The organism is Synechococcus sp. N5 (genome assembly GCF_900473925.1).
In the GTDB taxonomy this organism is placed as follows: domain Bacteria; phylum Cyanobacteriota; class Cyanobacteriia; order PCC-6307; family Cyanobiaceae; genus Parasynechococcus.
Genome location: NZ_UCNI01000007.1, coordinates 43,146 through 66,854, shown reverse-complemented (window position 1 = coordinate 66,854; position 23,709 = coordinate 43,146). Strand labels below are relative to the sequence as shown.

At 62.7% G+C, this 23,709-nt stretch carries 21 protein-coding genes and 1 pseudogene; 16 read left to right on the top strand and 6 right to left on the bottom strand.

Going from position 1 to position 23,709, the window contains the following annotated elements; genetic code table 11:
• Window positions 1-42: 42 nt before the first annotated feature.
• From DXY03_RS08490 to DXY03_RS12420, 5 genes and pseudogenes are all read right to left on the bottom strand, one after another.
• Complete coding sequence (locus DXY03_RS08490) at window positions 43-321, bottom strand: YlxR family protein (protein ID WP_115010044.1); 279 nt, start codon at window positions 319-321, stop codon at window positions 43-45.
• Window positions 318-1,769: a transcription termination factor NusA gene (nusA, locus tag DXY03_RS08485; RefSeq protein ID WP_114989434.1), complete on the bottom strand. Its 1,452-nt coding sequence runs from the start codon at window positions 1,767-1,769 to the stop codon at window positions 318-320. Before nusA ends, DXY03_RS08490 begins: the two co-directional genes overlap by 4 nt.
• Before the next feature lie 54 nt (window positions 1,770-1,823).
• Window positions 1,824-2,291 carry a ribosome maturation factor RimP gene (gene rimP / locus DXY03_RS08480; protein WP_115010043.1) on the bottom strand — a complete coding sequence of 156 codons (468 nt, stop codon included), beginning with the start codon at window positions 2,289-2,291 and terminating at the stop codon, window positions 1,824-1,826.
• Window positions 2,292-2,401: 110 nt separating this feature from the next.
• Window positions 2,402-2,659: a hypothetical protein gene (locus DXY03_RS08475; RefSeq protein WP_115010042.1), complete on the bottom strand. Its 258-nt coding sequence runs from the start codon at window positions 2,657-2,659 to the stop codon at window positions 2,402-2,404.
• 116 nt (window positions 2,660-2,775) lie between these two features.
• Window positions 2,776-2,943: pseudogene (locus DXY03_RS12420) on the bottom strand (GRRM system radical SAM/SPASM domain protein); the annotation flags it as partial.
• 462 nt (window positions 2,944-3,405) lie between these two features.
• Between DXY03_RS12420 and DXY03_RS08465 the strand changes: the two are divergent.
• Window positions 3,406-4,470 (top strand): trypsin-like peptidase domain-containing protein, encoded by a 1,065-nt coding sequence (locus DXY03_RS08465; RefSeq protein ID WP_115010132.1) that lies wholly within the window; start codon window positions 3,406-3,408, stop codon window positions 4,468-4,470.
• A gap of 38 nt (window positions 4,471-4,508) precedes the next feature.
• Window positions 4,509-5,228 (top strand): ribose-5-phosphate isomerase RpiA, encoded by a 720-nt coding sequence (rpiA, locus tag DXY03_RS08460; protein WP_115010040.1) that lies wholly within the window; start codon window positions 4,509-4,511, stop codon window positions 5,226-5,228.
• Here rpiA and hisD read toward each other — a convergent pair.
• Entirely contained in the window at window positions 5,221-6,534 is a 1,314-nt protein-coding gene (hisD, locus tag DXY03_RS08455; protein WP_115010039.1) for a histidinol dehydrogenase, read from the bottom strand. The two genes, rpiA and hisD, sit on opposite strands and share 8 nt — an antisense overlap.
• Window positions 6,535-6,636: 102 nt before the next feature.
• Here hisD and rpsT point away from each other — a divergent pair, with 102 nt between their 5' ends.
• The 14 genes from rpsT to DXY03_RS08390 all read left to right on the top strand — a co-directional run bounded on the left by rpsT (window position 6,637) and on the right by DXY03_RS08390 (window position 23,709).
• Window positions 6,637-6,933, top strand: coding sequence for a 30S ribosomal protein S20 (gene rpsT / locus DXY03_RS08450; RefSeq protein WP_115010038.1), 297 nt, complete (start codon window positions 6,637-6,639; stop codon window positions 6,931-6,933).
• 48 nt (window positions 6,934-6,981) lie between these two features.
• A complete protein-coding gene (locus DXY03_RS08445) occupies window positions 6,982-7,770 on the top strand; it encodes a TatD family hydrolase (RefSeq protein WP_115010037.1) in 789 nt (262 codons plus the stop codon).
• 281 nt (window positions 7,771-8,051) lie between these two features.
• Window positions 8,052-11,345: a DNA-directed RNA polymerase subunit beta gene (rpoB, locus tag DXY03_RS08440; protein WP_115010036.1), complete on the top strand. Its 3,294-nt coding sequence runs from the start codon at window positions 8,052-8,054 to the stop codon at window positions 11,343-11,345.
• 48 nt (window positions 11,346-11,393) lie between these two features.
• Complete coding sequence (locus DXY03_RS08435) at window positions 11,394-13,298, top strand: DNA-directed RNA polymerase subunit gamma (protein ID WP_115010035.1); 1,905 nt, start codon at window positions 11,394-11,396, stop codon at window positions 13,296-13,298.
• A 47-nt stretch (window positions 13,299-13,345) separates the two neighbouring features.
• Window positions 13,346-17,434 (top strand): DNA-directed RNA polymerase subunit beta', encoded by a 4,089-nt coding sequence (locus tag DXY03_RS08430; protein WP_115010034.1) that lies wholly within the window; start codon window positions 13,346-13,348, stop codon window positions 17,432-17,434.
• A 35-nt stretch (window positions 17,435-17,469) separates the two neighbouring features.
• A complete protein-coding gene (locus DXY03_RS08425; RefSeq protein WP_006850847.1) occupies window positions 17,470-17,622 on the top strand; it encodes a hypothetical protein in 153 nt (50 codons plus the stop codon).
• Window positions 17,619-18,677, top strand: coding sequence for a 23S rRNA (adenine(2503)-C(2))-methyltransferase RlmN (rlmN, locus tag DXY03_RS08420; protein ID WP_115010033.1), 1,059 nt, complete (start codon window positions 17,619-17,621; stop codon window positions 18,675-18,677). Before DXY03_RS08425 ends, rlmN begins: the two co-directional genes overlap by 4 nt.
• Window positions 18,678-18,731: 54 nt before the next feature.
• A complete protein-coding gene (locus DXY03_RS08415) occupies window positions 18,732-20,486 on the top strand; it encodes a sodium:solute symporter family protein (protein WP_115010032.1) in 1,755 nt (584 codons plus the stop codon).
• A 30-nt stretch (window positions 20,487-20,516) separates the two neighbouring features.
• Window positions 20,517-20,642 carry a hypothetical protein gene (locus tag DXY03_RS12760; protein ID WP_255487747.1) on the top strand — a complete coding sequence of 42 codons (126 nt, stop codon included), beginning with the start codon at window positions 20,517-20,519 and terminating at the stop codon, window positions 20,640-20,642.
• 30 nt (window positions 20,643-20,672) lie between these two features.
• Window positions 20,673-21,485, top strand: coding sequence for a HEAT repeat domain-containing protein (locus tag DXY03_RS08410; RefSeq protein WP_115010031.1), 813 nt, complete (start codon window positions 20,673-20,675; stop codon window positions 21,483-21,485).
• A 75-nt stretch (window positions 21,486-21,560) separates the two neighbouring features.
• Window positions 21,561-21,764, top strand: a complete 204-nt coding sequence (locus DXY03_RS08405) for a DUF2997 domain-containing protein (RefSeq protein ID WP_115010030.1) — start codon at window positions 21,561-21,563, stop codon at window positions 21,762-21,764.
• Window positions 21,764-22,156, top strand: a complete 393-nt coding sequence (locus DXY03_RS08400) for a DUF1257 domain-containing protein (protein ID WP_011365007.1) — start codon at window positions 21,764-21,766, stop codon at window positions 22,154-22,156. Before DXY03_RS08405 ends, DXY03_RS08400 begins: the two co-directional genes overlap by 1 nt.
• Window positions 22,157-22,159: 3 nt before the next feature.
• Window positions 22,160-22,510: a ferredoxin gene (locus DXY03_RS08395; protein WP_244272378.1), complete on the top strand. Its 351-nt coding sequence runs from the start codon at window positions 22,160-22,162 to the stop codon at window positions 22,508-22,510.
• A complete protein-coding gene (locus tag DXY03_RS08390; RefSeq protein WP_115010028.1) occupies window positions 22,510-23,709 on the top strand; it encodes an aldo/keto reductase in 1,200 nt (399 codons plus the stop codon). The genes DXY03_RS08395 and DXY03_RS08390 overlap by 1 nt, the downstream gene beginning before the upstream one ends.

Sequence of the window (23,709 nt, the reverse complement as noted above, 5' to 3'; positions counted from 1 at the left end):
CATGGAATGCCGCGGTGGCCTCGCACAAGGTGGGGCCAATGTTCAGTCTGCCTCAGCGGATTCACCAACGCTTTGGTTAAGCCGCTGTTTCAACACCGCAAGCACTGTTTCGGGCACCGGACAACGCAGGGCTTTCTGCAGACGCTTGCGACGGGTTGCCTCCTCAAGGCAGTTCTCCTCGCGACAGAGATAGGCCGAACGGCCCATCCCCTTATCGAGGAGAACTCCGTCCTGATGGTCGCGGATCACCCTCCAGAGTTGGCGGCGATCCAAGAGCTGGCGGCAGGCCACACAGCGACGCAGGACGGGGCGGTCACTCACCGGACCTGCTCCTGATCGGGCTCGGCATCGGCCTCAGCCGCTGCGTCCGTGCTTTCAGCCTCGGCCTCGAACTCGGTTTCGCTGCCGGCTTCCACCTCAGCGGGCTCCTCCTCAGAGAACTCCTGCTCGGCCTGCTCCTCGCCGTACTCTTCTTCGTCTTCGGGCAGCGGATACAGCTCCCGCAGGCGTGCATCCTCTTCCGCCCGAGCGGCCTGTTCGGCGGCCAGCCGTTCTTCGGCTTGCTGCTGGAGGGCTTCCTCCTCCTCCCGCTGGGAGATCAGCTCTGCCACAACGGCATCCTCTGCCTCTTGGTCGTATTCGGTGGAGTTCTTGATGTCGATTTTCCAGCCGGTGAGTCGGGCTGCCAAACGAACGTTCTGGCCTTCGCGGCCGATGGCCAGGCTTAGCTGATCGGGGGGCACCAGCACATGGGCGTGCTGGCCCACGGGATCCACCAGGCGCACCATTTCCACCCGAGCGGGGCTGAGGGAGTTGGCGATGTACTGGCCTGGATCCTGCGACCAGCGGATCACGTCGATTTTTTCTCCACGCAGTTCGTTCACCACCTGCTGAATGCGGGAGCCGCGGGCGCCGATGCAGGCGCCGACGGGATCCACCTCGCGTTCGATGCTGTCGACGGCCACCTTGGTGCGGGGGCCCACGGAACGGGAGGGGGGATTGGCCTCACGGGCCACGGCCACGATCCGAACGGATCCTTCCTGAATTTCGGGAACTTCGTTCTCGAACAGGTAGACCACCAAACCGGCATTGGAGCGGCTGACGAACAGCTGCGGTCCCCGGCGGGGCACTTCGCTCACCTCTTTCAGGAAGACCTTGAAGGTGGCGTTGGCGCGGTAGTTGTCGTTGGGCAGTTGATCGCGCCGGGGGAGTTCAGCCTCCACTTCCGGACGGCCCAGGCCTGAGCTGACCGCCATGATCACCGATTGGCGCTCGAAGCGGATCACCCGTGCCGTCAGCACCGGATCCTCCAGATCAGCGAATTCCTCCTGGATCATGCGGCGCTGCTGATCACGCAGCTTCTGGGCCAGCACCTGCTTGGTGGTGGCGGCGGCCATCCGGCCGAAGTCCTCTTTCTCTGGGGTGACATCCAGCACCACCGTGTCGCCCACCTGGGCGTCATCGGCCACCTGCATCACCTCGGCGATCGCGATCTGGTGGTCTTCGCTCTCCACCTCATCAACAATGATCTTGCTGGCGAGAACTCGGTAGCCCTCCTCCTCAAGGTCGAGGCCAACATCGAAGTTGCTGAAGTACTCCTCATCAAAGGGGTCTTCGCTGATGCCGATGTACAGGGTGCGCCGGTAGCGCTCATAGCCCTTCAGCAGGGCCTCCCGCAGGGCTGCCTCCACCACCTGGGGCGGCAGCTTCTTCTCTTCGCTGATGTCGTCGATCAGGTTGCTGAGACCGGGAAGCAGGACGAGAGCCATCGCGTTGGGTTAGGGGAAAAGAAAGGAGCGGTTGCAGGGGTGTGAACGCTGGGTTCAGCTGCCTGGACTCGTGAGGCGGACACCGATCACGCAATCCCGGGGAATCCGTTTGATTCGCCCGCGAATGTTGATCTGCAGCGTGTCGGCGTCGCGTTCGAGCAAGAGGCCCTCCAGGCGTTGCTCGCTTTCGTCCTTGTCGCGGTGATGAACCTCCACGGGGAACCCACGGAAGGTTTCAAAGTCGCGATCGCTGGACAGCTGGTCGCCGATGCCGGGACTGCTGATCTCCAGAACATACGCGTCAGTGAGCAGGGTGGAGGCCTCAAGGGCATCCCCCAGCACGCCACTGAAACCGGCGCAGTCATCAAGGCTCACATCCGCTCCACTGCTGTGGCGGATCTGCACTTCCAGGGTCATCGGGCTCATGTGGGTGAGCAGCTGAATGCCGCAAAGGGCAAAGCCTTTGCTGACGGCCACATCGGTGACCAGCGTTTCGAGATCCGGAAGCAGAGGATGAGGCAACGCGAACTGAGGGCGGACGTCGGACCGACGTGCATTTCAGTTGTGACCGATCTCCCGCAGGGAGATGCCCGTCGGACACACCTTCAATGTAAGGGACCGTCTGCCCGCCGTCAGCTGTTGCCCAGATCGATGGCCGGTGCATCGGGAAAGGCGTCGCCCGGCTGTTCGGCGCCGCGCCCGTCGGAATCCTGATTGATGCAGAGGCGTCGACGCTCCGGATCGGTCACGTACTGGCAGACGCGGCTCCAGAGTTTGCTGCGGCTGCCCTGGGGGCCATTGCTGAACGTCACCACATCGGCAAGGCCAGGACGCTCTTCGATCACGACCTGGCAGAGCTCACAGCGTTGTGAAGCGGCGGATTCGCTCAAGGGTGAAGCTCATAAAAGGGCTCGAACCTAAGCAGTCGACGCAAGAGCTGCTGTGCGATCGGTTGCCATCAAAACCCGCCCATTTGCTGGAAGGGGCAGAACAGCGATCGATCGCATCAAGCCCCCGATGGATTGGGTGTGAGTGGCGTCAGGGGAGGGCCTTCTTCAAAGCGCTCCAACAGCACTTGCATGGGGATCTGGGTGCCGAAGCGGCAGGCGTTGGTTTCGCTGGCGGCGAGGGTGCCGTGTTTCCAGAACTTGTTGCTGCCGTTGCCCCCGCCGCAGGCGATGTCGGCTTTGCCGGTGATCACGGCGCCGATGCCGTCGTTCACCGACTTGGCCACCCGGTAGCCCACCATGCGGCGTTTGGCCTGGATCCGGATCTGTTCAAGAACGTCAACCCCGAGGCCTTCGTAGCCGGCATCTGTTTTCTGATCCAGCGGCTTGACCTCCTCAAAGATCACCGCCTTAAGCGTTGTGCTCTCCGCGGAGGCTTGAGGGGTGAGGGCAACCGGGCCAGCCAGGGCAAGCAGAGCTGCCGCTGTAGCCAGAAGTGCACGCATGCGAAAACTGCGTTTGCTGATTTGTTATCTGGAATGTTCAAGCTCGACCGCGCATCGCAATGGAGGTGCTGAGATTGCGATCGATTTGGACCAGGGCCCATGTCTCCGGCTGGATCCGATAAAAAGAAGGCAATTAGAGGTCTTGTGTTGCGGTACGCCCTGCGTCAACTCCTGGCCGTTCTGATGGCAGTAGCGGTTCTGGTCGGTAAAGGTGACTCAGCGCAGGCCCTGGAGCACAGCTTTGTGGCCGATGCCGTTCAGCGGGTGGCGCCGGCGGTGGTTCGGATCGACACCGAGCGCACCGTGGAACGTCAGCCGTTTGACCCCACGCTGCTTGACCCCCTGTTGCGGGACCTGCTGGGGGACCCTCCGGCAGGTCCGGAGCGGGAACGGGGCCAAGGCTCTGGTGTGGTGATCGATGCCAAGGGCCTCGTGCTCACCAATGCCCATGTGGTGGATCGGGTGGAGTCCGTCAGCGTCACCCTGGCCGACGGGGAACAGCGGGATGGACGGGTGGTGGGTACCGATGCGGTGACAGACCTGGCCCTGGTGCGTCTCGAGGGCGATCAACTGCCGCCACGGGCTCCCCTTGGTGATTCGGAAGCCATGCAGGTGGGAGATTGGGCGATCGCCCTCGGCACCCCGTTCGGATTGGAACGCACGGTGACCCTGGGCATCGTCAGCAGCCTGCACCGCAACATCAACAGCCTTGGCTTCGCCGACAAACGGTTGGAACTCATTCAGACCGACGCCGCCATTAACCCGGGCAATTCCGGTGGGCCGTTGGTGAACGGCGATGGCCAGGTGATTGGCATCAACACCCTGGTGCGGTCGGGCCCTGGGGCCGGCCTCGGTTTTGCCATCCCGATCAACCTGGCCCGCCGGGTGGCTGATCAGCTCCAGCTGCAGGGTGAAGTGGTGCACCCCTACATCGGTCTGCAACTGGTGGCGCTCACACCGCGCATCGCGCGGGAGCACAACAAGGACCCCAATGCCCTTGTGCAGCTGCCGGAACGCAGCGGTGCCCTGGTGCAAGCCGTGCTGCCCGATGGCCCGGCCGAAAAAGCAGGACTGCGCCGCGGCGATCTGTTGATCACGGTGGATGAGCGCGACATTGCTGACCCTCAGGCGCTGCTCGAGGTGGTGGATGCCGCCGCCATTGATGTTCCTCTGCCTCTGAAAGTGCTGCGGGCCGGCCGCGAGCTCACCCTGTCCGTCAAACCGGAGCCCCTGCCTGGGATGGCCTGAAACCCCTTGCTACGGTCGCGCCCAAAGGACGTGACCCGATGGCTGATCTACAGACCCAGATGAAGCAGGCGGTGGCTGATGCCGCCGTGGAACAGATCAAGGACGGCATGGTGCTGGGCCTGGGATCAGGCTCCACCGCCGCTCTGATGATTCAGGGCCTGGGGGCCAAGCTCGCCAGCGGAGAACTCAAAGACATCGTCGGTGTCACCACGTCCTTCCAAGGAGAGGTGCTGGCCGCTGAGCTCAACATTCCCCTGCTCAGTCTCAACGCAGTCAGCCGGATTGATCTGGCCATCGATGGTGCCGACGAAGTCGACCCTGGCTTCCAATTGATCAAGGGTGGTGGCGCATGCCACGTGCAGGAGAAACTTGTGGCGGCACGGGCGGATCGGTTTGTGGTGGTGGTGGACTCCACCAAACTGGTGGACCGTCTCAACCTCGGTTTTCTGCTGCCGGTGGAAGTGCTCCCAGGGGCCTGGCGCCAGGTGAAGCAGCAGTTGGAAGCACTCGGGGGCAGCGCTGAGCTGCGCATGGCCCAGCGCAAGGCCGGCCCTGTGGTTACCGATCAGGGCAACCTGGTGCTGGACGCCAAGCTCGACGGCGGCATCAGCGATCCAGTGGCCCTGGAGCAGACGATCAACAACATTCCCGGTGTGCTGGAGAACGGCCTGTTCGTCAACATCACCGATGAGGTGTTGGTCGGTGAGATCACCGATGGTGTGGCGGGTGTCCGCAGCCTGGAGAAGCGCCTCAGCTGAGGCGCCGTCGCACCGATTCAGCGTGGCTGTGCAGGCCCTCACTGGTGGCCAGCTCCTGCACAGCTGAACCCGTTGCTTCCAGGGCAGCCCGGTTGAAACCGATCAGCGAGGTGTGGCGCATGAAGGTCTCAACACTGAGGGCCCCGCTGAAACGCGCGGCTCCACAGGTGGGCAGCGTGTGGTTCGGGCCTGCCAGGTAATCCCCCACCGCTTCTGGGGACCAGGGGCCCAGGAAAATTGCTCCGGCGTTCTGAATACGATCCGCCAGGGGTTCGGGCCGCTCCACCAGCAGCTCCAGGTGTTCGGGGGCGAAGCTGTCGCTGAGGTGGGCACAGCTCTCGAGGTCGTCGCAGACCACCACCAGCCCCCAGTCCCGCAGAGCGGCTTCGCAGATCTCCTGGCGGGGGTGATCGGCCAGCTGTTCGGCCACTGCGGCGTTGATCCTGTCGGCCAGTGCAGGGTCGGTGGTGATCAGCACCGCCGCCGCCAGGGGGTCGTGCTCCGCCTGCGCCAACAGATCCGCTGCCACCTGATCGGAATTGGCGGAGTGGTCTGCGATCACCAGCACTTCGCTTGGTCCCGCTAGGGAATCGATGGCCACCTGGCCGTACACCGCCTGTTTCGCCAGGGTGACGTAGAGGTTTCCGGGGCCACTGATCACGTCCACCTTGGGCACGCTCTCGCTGCCGTAAGCCATGGCGGCGACAGCCTGGGCACCTCCGAGGCGGAACACCGTTTTCACGCCGGCCAGGTGGGCCGCTGCCAGCACCACGGGGTTCACCGCACCATCACGTCTGGCGGGAGAACAGATCACCACGTCTTTGACGCCGGCGACCCTGGCTGGCACCGCATTCATCAGCACGGTGCTGGGGTAAGCCGCCCGTCCTCCGGGCACGTAGAGCCCCGCCCGCTCCACCGGCCGCCAGCGCCGCCCAAGCTGTTCGCCGTGGGGGCCCGTCACCGCCAGATCGGTGGGACGTTGGCGTTGGTGAAAATCAGTGATGCGGCGATGGGCCAGCTCCAGGGCATCCCGCAGGTTGGTCGGCAGCGACGTCCAGGCCTGTTCGAGGGCCTCGGGGGACACCGCCATCGGTTCGGGCCGGAAGCCATCGAACCGTTCGGTGAAGTCGGCAATGGCGGCATCACCGCGGTCGCGCACCGCTGTGAGAATGGCTTCAACCCGCTCACGGGCTTCACCCTGCTGGGTTTGTGTGGTGCGGCTCGACAACCGTTTCAGCTCCGTCTGGGCCCGGTCCAGATCCCGCACGATGCGAAGGGGAGCAACGGCCGGCTGGCTAACAGACAAAGGAACAGTGGGAGAGTTCGGTCAAGTTAGGACTCCACAACCCAGGGAAGGGGGTCCTGTCAAGGAGTATGGTGCTGGATTGTTCGCAACGTTTAAGCCTCAGTGGCCAATAACAAGTCAGCCAAGAAGCGAATTGAGATTGCTGAGCGCAACCGTCTGCGCAACCGCACCTACAAGTCGTCGATGCGCACCCTGATGAAGCGCTGCTTCGCCGCCTGTGACGCCTACGGTGCCACCCCTGGCGATGAAGCCAAGGCCAGCGTGCAGACCTCCATGCGTGCCGCCTTCAGCAAGATCGACAAGGCCGTGAAGGTGGGTGTGCTGCACCGCAACAACGGTGCCAACCAGAAGTCCCGCCTCAGTGCGGCCGTGCGCAAGGTGCTCGAGCCCGCCAGCTGATTCGGTTTCAATCGGCAGAATGGGTCGAAAGCGCGTTTCGGCCCAGCTGTGTCCCCCACCCCGACGTTGATTGACAGCCACTGTCACATCGTCTTCCGCAACTTTGACGACGACCTCGATGAGGTGGCTTCACGCTGGCGTGAGGCTGGGGTTGGTGCACTGCTGCACGCCTGCGTCGAACCCTCCGAAATCCCGGCGATCCGTGCCCTGGCGGATCGATTCCCGGAGATGCGTTATTCCGTCGGTGTCCATCCACTGGACACCGAGCATTGGCGGGATGACACGGTGGCGGTGCTGCGCCGGGCAGCTCTGGAGGACGATCGGGTGGTCGCCATCGGCGAACTCGGCCTCGATCTCTTCCGAGACAAGAATCTCGAGGAGCAGCTTGCTGTGCTGCGCCCTCAATTGGACCTGGCGGTGGAGTTGAACCTGCCGGTGATCATTCACTGCCGGGATGCCGCCGAGCCAATGCTGGAGGAACTGCGAACCCGCAAGGCGCAGGGCCGTTGCCCCGGAGGGGTGATGCATTGCTGGGGCGGTACCCCCGATGAAATGCACCAGTTCCTGGAGCTCGGCTTTTACATCAGCTTCAGCGGCACCGTCACCTTCCCTAAGGCGGAGCCCACCCACGACTGTGCCCGTCAGGTGCCTGAGAATCGTTTTCTGGTGGAAACCGATTGCCCCTTCCTGGCCCCTGTGCCTCGCCGCGGCAAGCGCAACGAGCCCGCCTTCGTGGCTTCCGTTGCTACGCGGGTGGCTGAGCTGCGCGGCGTGGATTTCGACAGCGTGGCCTGCAGTAGCACCGCCAACGCCCGGCGTTTGTTCGGACTCCCTTAACCGGAGTTCCAACGGTGTCGAGTCCATATGTAAGATGTTGTATTGGCCTGGCCATGCGCAGGATTCCGTCTTGTGTGTGGTGCCTGAAGCGTCCATTTCCTTCCGGTGCACTTGTCGTCGTCAGCTGATCTGACCCGCGATTTCTGAACAGCAGCAGCGGCGCTGTCGGTTCCGTCCTGGAAACCGTCGGTGACGCTGTTGTGTCGAGTCGTCCTGTCAGGTGAGCTTCTGCCGCCAATCCAGTCCTCCCCAGTCCCTTCGTCCTCTCTGCCGGTCCCCGCATGAGCAGCAGCGCGATTCAGGTCGCCAAGACCGCCACCTACCTCCCTGATCTGGTGGAGGTGCAGCGGGCCAGCTTTAAGTGGTTTTTGGATCAAGGTCTGATCGAGGAGCTGGAAAGCTTCTCTCCGATCACGGATTACACCGGCAAGCTGGAGCTGCACTTCATCGGTAGCGAGTACCGCCTGAAGCGCCCCCGCCACGATGTGGAAGAGGCCAAGCGCCGTGATGCGACCTTCGCGTCACAGATGTATGTGACCTGCCGCCTGGTCAACAAGGAGACCGGTGAGATCAAGGAGCAGGAGGTCTTCATCGGCGAACTGCCGCTGATGACCGAGCGCGGCACCTTCATCATCAACGGCGCTGAGCGCGTGATCGTGAACCAGATCGTGCGCAGCCCCGGTGTCTATTTCAAGGATGAAATGGACAAAAACGGCCGGCGCACCTACAACGCCAGCGTCATCCCCAACCGGGGTGCCTGGCTGAAGTTTGAGACAGATAAGAACGACCTGCTCCACGTTCGTGTGGACAAGACCCGCAAGATCAACGCGCACGTGCTCATGCGTGCCATGGGTCTGTCTGACAACGACGTGCTCGACAAGCTGCGTCACCCCGAGTTCTACAAGAAGTCGATTGATGCAGCCAACGACGAGGGCATCAGCTCGGAAGACCAAGCGCTGCTTGAGCTCTACAAAAAACTCCGTCCGGGTGAACCCCCCTCAGTGAGTGGCGGTCAGCAGCTGCTGCAGACCCGTTTCTTCGATCCCAAGCGCTACGACCTCGGTCGGGTCGGCCGCTACAAGATCAACAAGAAGCTGCGCCTCACCATCCCCGACACCGTGCGCACCCTCACCCATGAGGATGTGCTCTCCACCCTCGATTACCTGATCAACCTGGAACTGGATGTCGGCGGCGCCAGCCTCGACGACATCGATCACCTCGGCAACCGCCGCGTGCGTTCCGTGGGAGAACTCCTGCAGAACCAGGTTCGGGTGGGTCTGAACCGTCTTGAGCGGATCATCAAGGAACGGATGACCGTCGGCGAAACCGATTCGCTGACCCCGGCCCAGTTGGTGAACCCCAAGCCCCTGGTGGCGGCGATCAAGGAGTTCTTCGGCTCCAGCCAGCTGAGCCAGTTCATGGACCAGACCAACCCTCTGGCTGAGCTCACCCACAAGCGCCGCATCTCGGCCCTTGGACCCGGCGGTCTCACCCGTGAGCGTGCCGGCTTCGCCGTCCGCGACATTCATCCCTCCCACTACGGCCGTCTCTGCCCGATTGAGACGCCGGAAGGCCCCAACGCCGGTCTGATCAACTCCCTGGCCACCCACGCCCGGGTCAACGAGTACGGCTTCATCGAAACGCCGTTCTGGAAGGTGGAGAACGGTGTCGTTCTGAAGGATGGCGATCCGATCTACCTGTCTGCCGACCGGGAAGACGAAGTACGCGTCGCCCCTGGTGATGTGGCCACCGAGGACGACGGCCGGATCTCGGCGGATCTGATTCCTGTGCGTTACCGCCAGGACTTCGAAAAGGTCCCCCCTGAGCAGGTCGACTACGTCGCCCTTTCACCGGTGCAGGTGATCTCCGTGGCAACGTCCCTGATCCCCTTCCTGGAGCACGACGACGCCAACCGCGCCCTGATGGGCTCCAACATGCAGCGTCAGGCTGTGCCGTTGCTGCGTCCTGAGCGTGCCCTGGTGGGAACCGGCCTGGAAACCCAGGTGGCCCGCGACTCCGGCATGGTGCCTATTTCCCGGGTGAATGGCACCGTGACCTATGTGGATGCCAACGCCATCGTTGTTCAGGACGAGGACGGCAACGACCACACCCACTTCCTGCAGAAGTATCAGCGCTCCAACCAGGACACCTGCCTGAACCAGCGCCCGATCGTCCGCTGCGGCGATCCGGTGATCGTCGGCCAGGTGATGGCGGATGGTTCCGCCTGTGAAGGCGGTGAGATCGCCCTGGGTCAGAACGTTCTGATCGCTTGCATGCCCTGGGAGGGTTACAACTACGAGGACGCGCTGCTGGTCAGCGAGCGTCTGGTCACCGACGACCTCTACACCTCGGTTCACATCGAGAAGTACGAGATCGAAGCGCGTCAGACCAAGCTCGGACCTGAGGAGATCACCCGCGAAATTCCCAACGTCGCTGAGGAAAGCCTGGGCAACCTCGACGAGATGGGCATCATCCGCGTGGGCGCTTTCGTTGAAAGCGGCGACATCCTCGTGGGCAAGGTGACGCCCAAGGGTGAATCCGATCAGCCGCCGGAAGAGAAGCTGCTGCGCGCGATCTTCGGTGAGAAGGCGCGCGACGTGCGCGACAACTCCCTGCGGGTGCCCGGCACCGAGCGTGGCCGCGTTGTGGATGTGCGCATCTACACCCGTGAACAGGGTGATGAGCTGCCCCCCGGCGCCAACATGGTGGTGCGGGTGTATGTGGCCCAGCGCCGCAAGATCCAGGTCGGAGACAAGATGGCTGGCCGCCACGGCAACAAGGGCATCATCAGCCGCATCCTTCCTCGGGAGGACATGCCCTATCTGCCCGACGGCACCCCGGTCGACATCGTGCTCAACCCTCTGGGTGTGCCGAGCCGGATGAATGTGGGTCAGGTGTTCGAGCTGCTGATGGGTTGGGCCGCGTCCAACCTGGATTGCCGCGTGCGCATCGTTCCCTTCGATGAGATGCACGGTGCTGAGAAGTCCCAGCAGACCGTCGAGACCTTCCTCAAGGAAGCCGCCAAGCAGCCCGGCAAGGGTTGGGTGTACGACCCTGAGGATCCCGGCAAGCTGCAGCTGAGGGATGGCCGCACTGGTCTGCCCTTCGATCAGCCCGTGGCCGTGGGTTACTCCCACTTCCTCAAGCTGGTTCACCTGGTGGACGACAAGATTCACGCCCGTTCCACCGGCCCCTACTCCCTGGTCACCCAGCAGCCCCTGGGCGGTAAAGCGCAGCAAGGTGGTCAGCGTCTGGGTGAGATGGAGGTGTGGGCCCTCGAGGCCTATGGCGCCGCATACACCCTGCAGGAACTGCTCACGGTCAAGTCCGACGACATGCAGGGCCGCAACGAGGCCCTCAATGCCATCGTCAAGGGCAAGCCGATTCCCCGCCCGGGTACACCGGAATCCTTCAAGGTGCTGATGCGCGAGCTTCAGTCCCTGGGTCTGGACATCGCCGTCTACACCGACGAAGGCAAGGAAGTGGATCTGATGCAGGACGTGAACCCACGTCGCAGCACCCCCAGCAGGCCCACCTACGAATCCCTCGGCGTCGCGGATTACGACGAGGACTGACGGATCAACGAACGAACCGATTCCCCGCTCCTTCTTCCTTAACCGTCAATGACCAACAGCAACCTCCGCACCGAGAACCACTTCGATTACGTCAAGATCACCCTCGCCTCACCCGATCGGGTGATGGAGTGGGGACAGCGCACCCTGCCCAACGGCCAGGTGGTCGGTGAGGTCACCAAGCCGGAGACCATCAACTACCGCACCCTCAAGCCCGAGATGGACGGGCTGTTCTGCGAAAAGATCTTTGGCCCGTCCAAAGACTGGGAATGCCACTGCGGCAAGTACAAGCGGGTGCGTCACCGGGGCATCGTTTGTGAACGCTGCGGTGTGGAGGTCACCGAGAGCCGCGTGCGTCGTCACCGCATGGGCTTCATCAAGCTGGCGGCCCCCGTCTCCCACGTCTGGTACCTGAAGGGGATCCCCAGCTACGTGGCCATCTTGCTGGACATGCCCCTGCGGGATGTGGAGCAGATCGTTTACTTCAACTGCTACGTGGTGCTGGATCCCGGCGACCACAAGGACCTGAAGTACAAGCAGCTGCTCACTGAAGACGAGTGGCTGGAAATTGAAGACGAGATCTACGCCGAAGATTCCGAGATCGAGAACGAGCCCGTCGTGGGCATCGGTGCTGAGGCCCTCAAGCAATTGCTGGAAGACCTCACCCTCGATGAAGTGGCTGAGCAGCTGCGTGAGGAGATCAACGGCAGCAAGGGTCAGAAGCGCGCCAAGTTGATCAAGCGTCTGCGCGTGATCGACAACTTCATCGCCACCAACGCTCGTCCCGAGTGGATGGTGCTGGATGTGATCCCGGTGATTCCGCCCGATCTGCGCCCGATGGTGCAGCTCGATGGTGGTCGCTTCGCCACCAGCGATCTCAACGATCTCTACAGGCGGGTGATCAACCGCAACAACCGTCTGGCAAGGCTCCAGGAAATCCTGGCCCCTGAAATTATCGTCCGCAACGAGAAGCGGATGCTGCAGGAGGCCGTCGATGCCCTGATCGACAACGGCCGTCGCGGTCGCACCGTCGTGGGTGCCAACAACCGTCCGCTCAAGTCACTGAGCGACATCATTGAAGGCAAGCAGGGCCGCTTCCGTCAGAACCTCCTGGGTAAGCGGGTCGACTATTCCGGTCGTTCCGTGATCGTGGTGGGTCCGAAGCTGAAGATGCACCAGTGCGGTCTGCCCAAGGAGATGGCGATCGAGCTGTTCCAGCCCTTCGTGATCCACCGCCTGATCCGCCAGAACATCGTTAACAACATCAAGGCGGCCAAGAAGCTGATTCAGCGGGCCGACGATGAAGTGATGCAGGTGCTGCAAGAGGTGATCGACGGCCATCCGATCCTGCTGAACCGTGCTCCAACCCTGCACCGTCTCGGCATTCAGGCCTTCGAACCCAAGCTGGTGGATGGCCGTGCCATTCAGCTGCACCCCCTCGTCTGCCCAGCCTTCAACGCTGACTTTGACGGTGACCAGATGGCCGTTCACGTGCCCCTGGCCATCGAGGCGCAGACCGAGGCCCGCATGCTGATGCTGGCTAGCAACAACATCCTGTCGCCTGCGACCGGTGAGCCGATCATCACCCCATCCCAGGACATGGTGCTGGGCTCCTACTACCTGACGGCGCTTCAACCCGGTGTCTCCAAGCCCGACTTCGGCGATCGCAGCTGCACGTTCGCGGGTCTGGAGGATGTCATCCACGCCTTCGAAGACAACCGGATCGGTCTGCACGACTGGGTGTGGGTCCGCTTCAACGGTGAAGTTCAGGACGATGAAGAGCTGGATGCGCCCAGCAAGAGCGAATCCCTCAGCGATGGCACGCGCATCGAAGAGTGGAACTACCGCCGCGACCGTTTCGATGAAGACGGTGCCCTGATAAGCCGCTACATCCTCACCACTGTGGGCCGCGTGGTGATGAATCACACGATCATCGACGCGGTGGCCGCCGCCTGAATCAAGCCAGACGTCCTTCCTCCTTAACTCCTGATCCGCGCGCAGCCATGACCTCGTCCTCGAAATCCCGCAAGCCCAAATCCAGCAAGGCCTCCAAGGCCGCCAAAGAGGCTCCCGTGAGCGCATCGCGTCCGCTCTCGAAGACCCCACCCCCGTTCCGCAACCAGGTCATCGACAAGCGGGCCCTCAAGCAGCTCGTCGCCTGGTCCTACAAGAACCACGGCACGGCGGTGACGTCGGCCATGGCCGACAACCTCAAGGATCTTGGCTTCAAGTACGCCACCCAGGCGGCTGTGTCGATCTCCGTTGACGACCTCAAGGTGCCTGAGGCGAAGAAAGATCTGCTGGGCCAGGCCGAGGAACAGATCACGGCCACCGAAGAGCGCTATCGCCTGGGTGAAATCACCGAGGTGGAGCGTCACACCAAGGTCATCGACACCTGGACCGAGACCAACGAGCGTCTGGTTGATGCCGTCAAAAAGAACTTTGACGAGAACGCACCACTGAACTCGGTGTGGATGATGGCCAACTCCGGCGCCCGGGGAAACATGTCCCAGGTGCGTCAGCTGGTGGGCATGCGCGGCCTGATGGCCAACCCGCAGGGTGAAATCATTGACCTTCCGATCCGCACCAACTTCCGTGAGGGTCTGACGGTCACCGAGTACGTCATCTCCTCCTACGGCGCCCGGAAGGGTCTGGTGGATACGGCGCTGCGCACCGCCGACTCCGGTTACCTCACCCGTCGTCTGGTGGACGTTGCTCAGGATGTGATCGTCCGTGAGGACGACTGCGGCACGACCCGCCACATCGTGGTCGACGCTGAGGACGGCAAATTTGGCAGTCGGCTTGTGGGTCGCCTGACCGCCGCCCAGGTGGTGAATGCAGATGGCGAAGTGCTGGCTGAGCGCGACACCGAAATTGATCCGCCTCTGTCCAAGTCCTTCGAGGCTGCTGGCGTCAAGGCCGTGAGTGTGCGTTCGCCGCTCACCTGTGAAGCCAACCGTTCCGTCTGCCGCAAGTGCTACGGCTGGGCACTGGCCCACAACGAACTGGTCGACCTGGGTGAAGCCGTCGGCATCATCGCGGCCCAGTCGATCGGTGAGCCCGGAACCCAGCTCACCATGCGGACCTTCCACACCGGTGGTGTGTCCACCGCTGAGACCGGTGTGGTTCGCTCCAAGGTGGCGGGCACCGTCGAGTTCGGCAGCAAGGCGCGGGTGCGTCCCTACCGCACCCCCCACGGTGTGAACGCCCAACAGGCTGAGGTTGATTTCAACCTCACGATCAAGCCGTCCGGCAAGGGCAAGGCCCAGAAAATCGAGATCACCAACGGCTCCCTGCTGTTCGTCGACAACGGTGCTGACATCGATGCCGACGTCACGGTGGCGCAGATCGCCGCTGGTGCGGTCAAGAAGAGTGTGGAGAAGGCCACCAAGGACGTGATCTGCGACCTGGCTGGCCAGGTGCGTTACGAGGAGGCGATCCAGCCCCGTGAGGTCACCGACCGCCAGGGCAACATCACCCTGAAGGCCCAGCGTCTTGGCCGGATGTGGGTGCTTTCCGGCGACGTCTACAACCTGCCGCCCAACGCTCAGCCCGTGGTCGGTAGCGAGACCCAGGTCACTGAGGGTCAGGTGCTGGCCGAAGCCAGCCAGCGGAGTGAGTACGGCGGTGAAGTGCGCCTGCGCGACTCCATCGGTGATTCCCGAGAGGTCCAGATCGTCACCACGGCGATGACCCTCAAGGACTTCAAACTTCTGGAGGAGTCCACCCACTCTGGTGAGATCTGGAACCTCGAGGCCAAAGACGGCACCCGTTACCGCCTCAACACCATCCCCGGCAGCAAGATCGGTTCCGGTGAGGTCATCGCTGAACTGGCGGATGACCGCTTCCGCACCGGCACCGGTGGTCTGGTGAAGTTCGCCCCTGGGCTGGCGATCAAGAAGGCCCGTTCCGCCAAGAACGGTTACGAGGTCAACAAGGGCGGCACCCTGCTGTGGATCCCCCAGGAGACCCACGAAATCAACAAGGACATCTCTCTGTTGATGATCACCGACGGTCAGTGGATCGAGGCCGGCACCGAGGTTGTCAAAGACATCTTCAGCCAGACCGCGGGCATCGTCACCGTCACCCAGAAGAACGACATCCTGCGCGAAATCATCGTCCGCAGTGGTGAGTTCCACCTCTGCACCGATGCCAAGGCGCTGGAGCGTTTCGAGGGTGATGGTCAGATGGTCAACCCCGGCGAAGACATCGCCAAGGGGCTGTCCGTTGACACGATGAAGTACGTGCAGACGGTCGAGACCCCCGAAGGCAAGGGTCTGCTGCTGCGTCCGGTTGAGGAGTACACCATTCCCAACGAGGCCCAGCTGCCTGAGCTGTCCCATGTGAAGCAGGCCAATGGCCCTCACCTCGGCATCAAGGCCACCCAGCGTCTGGCGTTCAAGGACAACGAACTGATCAAGTCTGTTGAAGGGGTGGAGCTGCTCAAGACCCAGCTGCTGCTTGAGACCTTCGACACCACCCCGCAGATGACGGTGGATGTGGAGAAGGCTCCCGACAAGCGGGCCAAGACTATTTCCCGTCTGCGCCTTGTGATCCTCGAGTCGATCCTGGTGCGTCGCGACACAATGTCCGACTCCAGCCACGGCTCAACCCACACCGAGCTGCAGGTCGAAGATGGTGTGTCTGTGAAGGCTGGCGATGTCGTCGCCACCACGCAGATCCTCTGCAAGCAGGCCGGTCTGGCGCAGTTGCCTGAGGCCACGGAAGCCGACCCGGTGCGTCGGATGATCGTGGAACGCCCCGAAGACACCACCACCCTGAGCACCTCCGGCAAGCCGGTGGTGAGCGTCGGTCAGCGGATTGTCGATGGCGATGCCCTTGCCGACGGCGAAACCGCCACCTGCTGTGGTGAGATCGAGGCCGTCAGCGGCAACAGCGTCACCCTGCGTCTGGGACGTCCCTACATGGTGTCGCCCGACTCCGTCCTGCATGTGCGTGATGGAGATCTGGTGCAGCGCGGTGATGGCCTGGCCCTGCTGGTGTTCGAACGCCAGAAGACCGGTGACATCGTTCAGGGTCTGCCCCGAATCGAGGAATTGCTGGAGGCCCGTCGCCCCCGTGAATCCGCGATTCTCTGCAAGAAGCCCGGCACCGTAGAGATCAAGCAGGGTGAAGATGACGAGTCCCTCGCCGTCAACGTGATCGAATCCGATGACGCCATCGGCGAATATCCGATCTTGCTCGGCCGCAACATCATGGTGAGCGACGGCCAACAGGTCACCGCTGGTGAACTGCTGACCGATGGCCCGATCAACCCCCACGAGTTGCTCGAGTGCTACTTCGAAGATCTGCGCAGCCGCAAGCCTCTGATGGAGGCCGCCCAGGAGGCGATCGCCAACCTGCAGCATCGTCTGGTGACTGAGGTTCAGAACGTCTACAAGTCCCAGGGCGTCTCGATTGACGACAAGCACATCGAGGTGATCGTCCGTCAGATGACCAGCAAGGTGCGGGTCGAAGATGCCGGCGACACCACCCTGTTGCCGGGTGAGCTGATCGAACTGCGTCAGGTGGAAGACACCAACCAGGCCATGGCGATCACCGGTGGCGCTCCCGCCGAGTTCACCCCGGTGTTGTTGGGTATCACCAAGGCGTCGCTCAACACCGACAGCTTTATCTCCGCCGCCTCCTTCCAGGAGACGACCCGGGTGCTTACAGAAGCCGCCATCGAGGGCAAGAGCGACTGGCTGCGTGGTCTCAAGGAGAACGTGATCATCGGTCGCCTGATTCCTGCAGGTACCGGCTTCAGCGGCTTCGAAGAAGAGCTGCAGAAGGAGGCTGGCCCCCACCCCGACATCCTTTCGGAGGACCCGGCCGGCTACCGCCGCATGCAGAACCTGCGTCCCGACTACACCGTCGACATGCCCCCTGCGGCCAGCGCCAGTGCGGTGCTGGATGACCCCAGTGACGCCGATCTCGAGGCCACCCGCACCCGCCACAACATCGACCCCTCGGCGAGTAATTTCGCCGCGTTCACCCGTCCGGACGCCGACAATGAGCTGAAGGAAGAGCAGGTGGTCGATGCTGAAGCCGTTGAGGGTCTTCAGGAAGAGGGCCTGCTCTCTGACGAATGAGCTCCGCTCAATCGTTCACCATTGCAGCCCCTTCCATGCTTGAGCCCACTGAGATCCCCAAGAGACGCCTGCCCAAATATGGGTTCCACACCCATACCGAGCGGCTGAATGGACGTCTGGCCATGCTTGGCTTCATCGCCTTGATGGCGGTGGAGATCAAGCTTGGCCATGGTCTGCTGATCTGGTGACCCAGGCTCTGCTGGGTCGCAGCGCGGTCGAGCTGCAGGACTGGGCCGTCGCCCAGGGGCAAAAGCCGTTCCGCGGCCGTCAGCTGCATGACTGGATCTATGCCAAGGGGGCTCGATCCCTGGCCGACATCACGGTCTTTCCCAAGACCTGGCGTGCCGCTTTGTTGGAGAGCGGCATTGATGTGGGCCGGCTGAAGGAAGTGCATCGTTCGGTGGCCACGGATGCCACCACCAAATTGCTGCTCTCCACCGAGGACGGCGAAACCATCGAAACGGTCGGGATTCCCACCGACCAACGCCTCACCGTCTGTGTGTCCAGCCAGGTGGGTTGTCCCATGGCTTGCCGCTTCTGTGCCACCGGCAAAGGGGGGTTGCAGCGTTCACTTCAGACCCACGAAATCGTGGATCAGGTGCTGAGTGTGCGTGAGACGATGGACCGTCGTCCTTCCCACATCGTGTTCATGGGCATGGGCGAGCCCTTGCTCAACAGCAGCGCTGTGCTGGAGGCGATCCGCTGCCTCAATGATGATCTCGGCATCGGCCAGCGCCGCATCACCGTCAGCACGGTGGGTGTTCCGAAAACCTTGCCGCAACTCGCGGAACTGGCCATGCAGCGGTTGGGCCGCGCCCAGTTCACCCTGGCGGTGAGCCTCCATGCCCCCAACCAGCGGCTGCGCGAGGAGCTGATTCCCACAGCCCATGCCTACCCCTATGAGGCTTTGCTCGAGGATTGCCGTCACTATCTGGATGTGACCGGTCGGCGGGTGAGTTTTGAGTACATCCTGCTTGGTGAACTCAACGATCAGCCCGAGCACGCCGCAGAGCTGGCGGATCGCGTTGGTGGTTTCCAGAGCCACGTGAACCTGATCGCCTACAACCCGATTGAGGAGGAGGAGTTCAAACGACCAACGCCGCAGCGGATCGAGGCGTTTCGTCGTGTGTTGGAGCGGCGCGGAGTTGCCGTGAGCCTCAGGGCCAGCCGGGGGCTCGATCAAAATGCAGCTTGCGGTCAGCTCCGGCGTCAGCAGATGGCCCCCAATTCATCCGGTAGTTGACGGGTGGGCTGATGCTCTGTTCCTCAGCAGACTGCTCAGGAACAGGTTCTGCGCATGACAGCGATCGATTGGCTGCTTCTCGCTGCTTACCTCGTTCTCACCCTGGTGTTGGGGTTGTGGCTGGCCCGCCGCAACAGCGGCGAGGCGGATTATTTCGTGGCTGGCCGTCGTCTGAACGGCTGGTTGGCCGGCGCCTCGATGGCGGCCACCACCTTCTCCATCGATACGCCGCTTTACGTCGCCGGCCTGGTGGGTGCCCGCGGCCTGGCGGGCAACTGGGAGTGGTGGAGCTTTGGTTTGGCCCACGTGGCCATGGCCGTTGTCTTCGCACCCCTTTGGCGCCGCAGTGGTGTGCTCACCGACGCCGCCTTCACCGAGCTGCGCTATGGCGGAGCGGCGGCGGCTTGGTTGCGCGGCATCAAGGCTTTCCTGCTGGCCGTGCCGGTGAACTGCATCGGCATCGGCTATGCCTTTCTCGCCCTCCGCAAGGTGGTGGAAGCGCTGGGGCTGGTGTCGGGTCAACCCGCAGCACTGGGACTGACGGACACGGTCTGGCTCCTGATGGTCGTGGCTCTGCTTGTTATGAGTTACACCGTGGCCGGTGGGCTCTGGGCCGTCGTGGTCACCGATCTGGTCCAGCTTGTGCTGGCGTTGGCGGGTGCCCTGGCCGTGGCTGCGGCTGCCCTCCATGCCGCAGGAGGGATGACAGCGCTGTTGGAGCAACTGCAGGCGCTGCAACGGCCGGAGCTGCTGTCCCTGGTGCCCTGGACCTGGGATGACGCGGGCTTCCACTGGTTGCAGGGCAGTGGCATCAGCATCCCGATGTTCACGGCCTACATCGCTGTGCAGTGGTGGAGTTTCCGCCGCAGCGATGGGGGTGGCGAGTTCATCCAGCGCATGCTGGCCACCCGCGATGAGCAGCAGGCGCGGCTGGCGGGTTGGGTGTTTCTGGTGGTGAATTACCTCGTGCGCAGCTGGCTCTGGATCGTGGTCGCGTTGGCGGCCCTGGTGCTGTTGCCAGCTGGCGCTGATTTTGAGCTCGGCTATCCCGCTTTGGCCGTGCAACTGCTGCCCCCGGTGGCGCTCGGCCTGGTAGTGATCTCTCTGGTGGCGGCGTTCATGAGCACCGTTAGCACCTCGGTGAACTGGGGAGCCAGCTACCTCACCCACGACCTCTATCAGCGCTTTGTTCGGCCCTCTGCCGGTTCGCGGGAGCTGTTGCTGGTGGGACAACTCACCACGGTTCTGCTGCTCGTGCTTGGGGTGATCACCGCTTTGATCAGCGACAGCATCGGCACGGTGTTTCGGCTGGTGATCGCGATCGGGTCCGGCCCCGGTGTGGTTCTGGTGCTGCGCTGGTTCTGGTGGCGTGTGAATGCCGCCGCGGAGCTGTCGGCGATGCTCTGCGGCTTTTTCGTTGGGGTGTTCACCTCGGTGGTGCCCCTGGTTCGGATCGATGATTACGGGGTTCGCATTGCGGTGATCACTGGCCTCTCCGCTGTGGTCTGGTTGACGGTGATGCTGAGCACACCGCCGGAATCGGATGCTGTTTTGGAGCGGTTTGTGCGGACGGTGCGTCCTCCGGGCCCCGGTTGGTCACGCCTGCGCCAGCGCTTCGGCGTCATGCCGATGGAGTCGTTGCCCGCCATGCTGCGGCGCTTCGTGCTGGCCTGTGGCGTGTTGTTTGGCGGCCTGCTCGGCACCGGAGGCTTCCTGTTGCATCAACAGTGGAGTGGCTGGATCGGTCTGTCGGTGCTGATCCTCTCGATCTGGCAGCTGCGGCGGCGAGTCGATGCCGTGCCCTCTTGAGCAGAATGACGCCTTGATTGGCCTGTTCCGGTGTCGTTTTTTCGTTCCACGCTTCTGCCGGCTCTGATTGTTCTTCTGTTTGCCCTGGCGTTGTTCGCTGTGAGTGCCCGCATCTGGCTTCCCGGTGACATGCTGGCTCCAGCCCCGCTGGGTTGAGTCCTGGAATGGCTCCCGTAGCATCCCTGCATGACTGACGACCGCAGCCAACAGAAGGACCAGGGGCTGTCCAGCCTTTCTGTGGATCCTGATCTGCTGGCGCGTGAGCTGGCGGCGGAAGACGACGTTGATCCGCTTGATGCGATCCAGCTCGATGACGCCGAGCAGGATTCCTCCCTGGAGATTGCCCGGGCCTGTGACCAGGGCCTGGTCTGGTTGCGTGGCAACCACGGAGAACGGCTGCAGGGCCTGCAGGTGTTCTGTGAACACCGTGATCCCCGTTCGATTGCCCTTCTGCTGCCCTTGCTCCAGAACTCCTGTCCGGTGGAGCGGATGAGTGCCGTCTACGCCTTGGGCCGCAATCCATCACCGCCGGCTGTTGAGCCGCTGTTGCAGCTGCTGCAGCTCGATGCCAATGCCTACGTCCGCAAGGCTGCGGCCTGGAGCCTGGGTAATTTCCCCGATGCTCCGGTGCTCAATCCGTTGATCCGGGCGCTGCAGACGGATGTCGCAGCGGTGCGCCTCTGGTGTCCGGGATCCCTGGCGGAAGCCGGCAGCCGTTCTCCGGTCAAGGCCGACCCCGCAGCGGGGCAATTGCTGGTGAGTCTGCGCATCGACAGTGAAGCGGTGGTGCGCAGCAACTGCATCTGGGCTTTGGGCCGTTTGATGGATCAGCTGGTGCAGCCGCGGCAAGCCGAGATCGTTGAAGCTCTGGTGAGTGCCCTGCTCCATGACGGGGAGATCTCCGTGCGCGATGAGGCCAGAACTGCCCTCGAACAGCTGGAGGATCCGCTGGTGCTGGAACGCCTCCAGGCTCTGATCAACGACGGTTTCATCCTGTAGCGCCGCTCTTGTAACGGCAAACGCAACATTCAGGGGTGACCCCCACTAGATTGCTGCGCAAATCACGCTTCTTCGATGCCTCAGAAGACCATTCGTTTCACCATTCGGCCTGACGGCCGTGTGGAAGAACGGGTCGAGGGTGTTGCTGGTGAAGCGTGCCAGCAGCTCACTGAAGAAGTGGAAGCTGCTCTAGGAACGGTTGAACGTCAGGAGTCCACATCCGAAGCGTTTCTGCAGCCTGAGGTCCAGTCCCAGTCTCTTCCCGCTCATTTGAACTGATGTCGCATTTCAGCACCGTCAAAACCGAACTGCGTCAGCTGGAGCCTCTGGTGAAAGCCCTGGAAGACATGGGCTATGCCCCTGATCAGGGTGAACGTCCCGTGCGCGGCTACCGCGGCCAGACCGTCACCGCTGATCTGGCCATCGCAGTACAGGACGGTGGTGACATCGGTTTCCGCTGGAACAGCGCATCGGAGTCCTATGAGCTGGTCACCGACCTTGATCTGTGGAAGCAGCAGATTCCTGTGGAACGTTTTCTCTCTAAGCTCACCCAGCGCTACGCCCTGAATACGGTTCTGGCTGCCACCACCAAGGAAGGATTTCAGGTCGCCGAGCAGACCCAAACCGAGGATGGTTCGATCGAACTCGTGGTGACCCGCTGGGACGCCTGAATCCTGGCTGATCCTTCATCTCACGCCTTTTCCGCCCCCGCTCGCCCGCAGGAGCAGGCCACCGGGAGGGAACCCCTCCTCGGGGGAGACATGCGCGATCAGGCTGTCTGGGTGGATGAAGCCGTCTGCATCGGCTGTCGCTATTGCGCTCACGTGGCTGCGAACACCTTTGTTGTGGAGCCGCATCTGGGACGCTCAAGGGCCATCCGACAGGACGGTGACTCCACCGAATGCATTCAGGAGGCCATCGACACCTGTCCTGTGGATTGCATTCACTGGGTTCCCTTTGAATCGTTGGAAACGTTGCGGCAAAACCTGATTCGCCAGAATCTGCAACCCCGTCCTCAGGGTTGATGGCGCTTCCCACCCGCCGATTCGGCCGCACGGAGCTTGAGATCCCCCTGTTGTCTCTCGGGGGAATGCGCTTTCAGCAGAGCTGGACCGACCTTCCTGCTGATGAGATCACGTCTGCATCGCAGACCCAGCTCGAGGCGACCCTGAAGCGCGCGGTGGATCTGGGCTTTCACCATGTGGAAACGGCGCGGCACTACGGCAGCTCCGAACGTCAGCTGGGCTGGGCCCTGCCGCGCACACCCGATCCCTCCCGTCTGCTGCAGAGCAAGGTGCCTCCACGGCCCGATGCCGACACCTTCGAGGCGGAACTGGAGCTCAGTTTTGAGCGGTTGGGCTGTGATCGCCTTGATTTACTGGCCATGCACGGCATCAACCTGCCGGAGCATCTTGAGCAGACCCTTCAACCCGGGGGCTGCATGGAGGTGGTGCGCCGCTGGCAGGCGGAGGGCCGTATTGGTCACGTGGGTTTCTCCACCCATGGCCCCACCGCTTTGATCGCACAGGCCTGCGACTCCGGTGCCTTCGATTACGTGAATCTGCACTGGTATTACATCCGCCAGGACAACGGCCCTGCCTTGGATGCGGCCCGCCGTCAGGACATGGGGGTTTTCATAATAAGTCCTACGGACAAGGGCGGCCATCTGCACACGCCATCCCAACGGCTGTTGGAGCTTTGTGCACCGCTGCATCCCATCGTCTTCAACGACCTGTTCTGTCTCCAGGATCCGCGGGTTCACACCATCAGCGTGGGAGCGGCCCGGCCGGAGGATCTCGAGCTTCACCTGGAGGCGTTGCGCCTGCTGCCGGAGGCAGCGTCCTTGGTTGCTCCAGTGGATCAGCGGCTTCGGCAGGCGGCCGATGAAGCATTAGGTCGTGACTGGATGGCCACCTGGTCCGTCGGGCTGCCGCCTTGGCATGCGACGCCTGGGGAAATCAACCTGCCGGTGTTGCTTTGGCTGTACAACCTGCTGGAGGCCTGGGATCTCGAGAGTTATGCCAAGGCCCGCTATGGGTTGCTGGGCTCCGGCGGCCACTGGTTTGCCGGGGCCAATGCCGATGGCTTTGATGCGGAGGTCAGTGTCGAAGAGCTGCAGAGCGTCCTGCAGGAGAGCCCGTGGCGTGAGCGCATCCCAGAGATTCTGCGCAGCCTCAAGCAGCGGCTCAAGGGCGAATCCCAGATGCGCTTGTCGAGTGTCTGA